Source organism: Micromonospora sp. AB353 (assembly GCF_049538395.1).
GTDB lineage: Bacteria > Actinomycetota > Actinomycetes > Mycobacteriales > Micromonosporaceae > Micromonospora > Micromonospora aurantiaca.
This window is the reverse complement of record NZ_JBMVFV010000161.1, coordinates 1-3,275: the sequence shown is the minus strand read 5'-3', so window position 1 is coordinate 3,275 and position 3,275 is coordinate 1. Positions and strand designations below refer to the sequence as shown.

General features: G+C 56.8%; 1 rRNA gene. It reads left to right on the top strand.

Annotated features, from left to right (window positions below):
- Positions 1-58 precede the first annotated feature (58 nt).
- A 23S ribosomal RNA gene (locus ACPCK6_RS29390) occupies positions 59-3,167 on the top strand.
- The last annotated feature ends 108 nt before the right edge of the window (positions 3,168-3,275 follow it).

Genomic DNA, 3,275 nt, shown 5'->3' with positions numbered 1-3,275 from the left:
TGTGGGTTGTGGGTTGGTTGTTTGTTGAGAATTGCACAGTGGACGCGAGCATCTTTGTGGTCAAGTTGTCAAGGGCGAACGGTGGATGCCTTGGCACCAGGAGCCGATGAAGGACGTGGGAGGCCGCGATAGGCCTGGGGGAGCTGTCAACCAAGCTGTGATCCCAGGGTGTCCGAATGGGGAAACCCGGCATCAGTCATGTGATGTCACCCGCACCTGAACACATAGGGTGTGTGGGGGGAACGCGGGGAAGTGAAACATCTCAGTACCCGTAGGAAGAGAAAACAAATAGTGATTCCGTGAGTAGTGGCGAGCGAAAGCGGATTGAGGCTAAACCGGCGGCGTGTGATACCTGTCAGGGGTTGCGTCGTCGGGGTTGTGGGACCCTGCTGAGTGTGCTGACACGCGCTCGAGAAGTTACAAAGTCAGTGGCTAGTCGAACAGTCTGGAATGGCTGACCGTAGACGGTGATAGTCCGGTAGGTGAAAGTTGCTGGTCTTCTGTGGGTGTTCCCGAGTAGCGGCGGACTCCTGAAATCTGCCGTGAATCTGCCAGGACCACCTGGTAAGCCTAAATACTTCCTGGTGACCGATAGCGGACGAGTACCGTGAGGGAATGGTGAAAAGTACCCCGGGAGGGGAGTGAAATAGTACCTGAAACCGTTCGCCTACAATCCGTCGGAGCCTTGCGGGGTGACGGCGTGCCTTTTGAAGAATGAGCCTGCGAGTTAGTGGCATGTGGCGAGGTTAACCCGTGTGGGGGAGCCGTAGCGAAAGCGAGTCTGAATAGGGCGTTTTTAGTCGCATGCTCTAGACCCGAAGCGGAGTGATCTAGCCATGGGCAGGCTGAAGCGCGGGTAAGACCGCGTGGAGGGCCGAACCCACCAACGTTGAAAAGTTGGGGGATGACCTGTGGTTAGGGGTGAAAGGCCAATCAAACTCCGTGATAGCTGGTTCTCCCCGAAATGCATTTAGGTGCAGCGTCGCGTGTTTCTTGCCGGAGGTAGAGCACTGGATGGTCTAGGGGGCCCACAAGCTTACCGAAATCAGCCAAACTCCGAATGCCGGTAAGTGAGAGCGCGGCAGTGAGACTGCGGGGGATAAGCTTCGTAGTCGAGAGGGAAACAGCCCAGATCACCAGCTAAGGCCCCTAAGCGTGTGCTAAGTGGAAAAGGATGTGGGGTCGCATAGACAACCAGGAGGTTGGCTTAGAAGCAGCCACCCTTTAAAGAGTGCGTAATAGCTCACTGGTCAAGTGGTTCCGCGCCGACAATGTAGCGGGGCTCAAGCACACCGCCGAAGCTGTGGCATTCACATATTAACTTCGTGCCTCCTTGATGGGGTATGCAGGTGTGTGGATGGGTAGGGGAGCGTCGTGCCGGGGGTGAAGCAGCGGGGTGACCCAGTTGTGGACGCGGCACGAGTGAGAATGCAGGCATGAGTAGCGAAAGAAGGGTGAGAAACCCTTCCGCCGGATGACCAAGGGTTCCAGGGCCAGGCTAATCCGCCCTGGGTGAGTCGGGACCTAAGGCGAGGCCGAGAGGCGTAGTCGATGGACAACGGGTTGATATTCCCGTACCCGCGAAAGAGCGACCCTGACGAACCTCGTTGTGCTAACCACCCGAACTGCCGGCGGTCTTCGGACCAATGGTGGGGAGCGTGGGAACCTGGCGGGTAGTAGTCAAGCGATGGGGTGACGCAGGAAGGTAGCTGAGCCCGGCCGGTGGTTGTGCCGGGGTAAGCGTGTAGGCCGGCGTGTAGGCAAATCCGCACGCCATATGGGCTGAGACGTGATGCCGAGCCGATTCAGGTGAAGTCAGTGATCCTATGCTGCCGAGAAAAGCCTCTAGCGAGTTCTTAGCGGCCCGTACCCCAAACCGACACAGGTGGTCAGGTAGAGAATACCGAGGCGATCGGGCGAACTGTGGTTAAGGAACTCGGCAAATTGCCCCCGTAACTTAGGGAGAAGGGGGGCCGGAGACGTGAAGCCCCGCGCGGGTGGAGCGTTGTATGGCCGCAGAGAGCAGGGGGAAGCGACTGTTTACTAAAAACACAGGTCCATGCGAAGAAGTAATTCGATGTATATGGACTGACGCCTGCCCGGTGCTGGAACGTTAAGGGGACCTGTTAGCTCTTCGGGGCGAAGCGGAGAACTTAAGCGCCAGTAAACGGCGGTGGTAACTATAACCATCCTAAGGTAGCGAAATTCCTTGTCGGGTAAGTTCCGACCTGCACGAATGGCGTAACGACTTCCCCACTGTCTCAACCACAGGCCCGGCGAAATTGCATTACGAGTAAAGATGCTCGTTACGCGCGGCAGGACGGAAAGACCCCGGGACCTTTACTATAGCTTGACATTGGTATCTGAATTAGCTTGTGTAGGATAGGTGGGAGCCGGTGAAGTCCATACGCCAGTATGGGTGGAGGCAATCTTGAAATACCACTCTGGTTGATTTGGGTATCTAACTTCGGACCGTTATCCGGTTCAGGGACAGTGTCTGGTGGGTAGTTTAACTGGGGCGGTTGCCTCCTAAAGGGTAACGGAGGCGCCCAAAGGTTCCCTCAGCCTGGTTGGCAATCAGGTGTTGAGTGCAAGTGCACAAGGGAGCTTGACTGTGAGACTGACAGGTCGAGCAGGGACGAAAGTCGGGACTAGTGATCCGGCACTGGCATGTGGAAGCGGTGTCGCTCAACGGATAAAAGGTACCCCGGGGATAACAGGCTGATCTTCCCCAAGAGTCCATATCGACGGGATGGTTTGGCACCTCGATGTCGGCTCGTCGCATCCTGGGGCTGTAGCAGGTCCCAAGGGTTGGGCTGTTCGCCCATTAAAGCGGTACGCGAGCTGGGTTTAGAACGTCGTGAGACAGTTCGGTCCCTATCCGCCGTGCGCGTAGGATACTTGAGAAGGGCTGTCCCTAGTACGAGAGGACCGGGACGGACGAACCTCTGGTGTGCCAGTTGTCCCGCCAGGGGCACGGCTGGTTAGCTACGTTCGGAAGGGATAACCGCTGAAAGCATCTAAGCGGGAAGCTCGCTTCAAGATGAGGTATCCCACCCACATTGTGGGGTAAGGCCCCCAGCTAGACGACTGGGTTGATAGGCCGGAAATGTAAGCCCGGTAACGGGTTCAGTTGACCGGTACTAATAGGCCGAGGACTTGACTACCAAGCTGCTACGCGTCCACTGTGCAACTCTGAACAAACGATCACCCATCAGGGTTGGTTGACATGTTCATAGAGTTACGGCGGTCATGGCGGAGGGGAAACGCCCGGT